2 protein-coding genes are annotated in these 507 nt (G+C 69.0%); one reads left to right on the top strand and one right to left on the bottom strand.

Translation table 11 applies throughout. The features are described 5' to 3' along the window. Positions 1-279: OsmC family protein (locus tag D7X55_RS46010; protein ID WP_147470475.1), on the top strand; the 279-nt coding region annotated here is incomplete at its 5' end. Positions 280-287: 8 nt separating this feature from the next. Here the strand turns inward: D7X55_RS46010 and D7X55_RS46005 are convergent. Further along, positions 288-507: hypothetical protein (locus D7X55_RS46005; protein ID WP_121725731.1), on the bottom strand; the 220-nt coding region annotated here is incomplete at its 5' end.

The raw sequence follows: 507 nt of genomic DNA, 5'->3' as shown, positions 1-507 counted from the left end.
CCGTTCGACCTGTACCTGGCCTCGCTGGCGGCGTGCACCGCCATCACCCTGCGCATGTACGCGCAGCGCAAGGGCTGGGACCTGGGCGAGTTCCATGCCGAGCTGCGCTCGGAACGTGATGAGGACGGGCGCCTCCACGTGCACCGCGTGCTGCATGCCAGTGCCGAGCTGAGCGATGCGCAGTGGCAGCGATTGCTGGAGGTGGTGGAAAAGACCCCGGTGACCCTGGTGATGCGCGAAGGTGCACGCATCACCAGTGAGCGTGGGGCGGCGGCGTAACAGAGGGCTCAGCGCCGTGAATGCAGCACCGTGCGCTGGCGCATCGCGTTGAATTCCTGCTCCACCTGCTGGATGTCTTCGGCCTGGAACCCGGCGGCATCCAGCAGCTGGTCGGCGGCCGCGGCCGCCAGCGGATCATCGTCACGCTGGCGCCAGCAGCGCGCCGGCAGGAAGTAGCCCACTTCGCTGCGCCCGCGCATGATCACCACCGGCCGGCCCGCGTACAGC

The organism is Corallococcus sp. AB049A (assembly GCF_003668885.1).
Lineage (GTDB): Bacteria > Myxococcota > Myxococcia > Myxococcales > Myxococcaceae > Corallococcus > Corallococcus interemptor.
The sequence above is the reverse complement of the archived record's forward strand: the minus strand, read 5'-3'. Positions and strand labels throughout refer to the sequence as shown.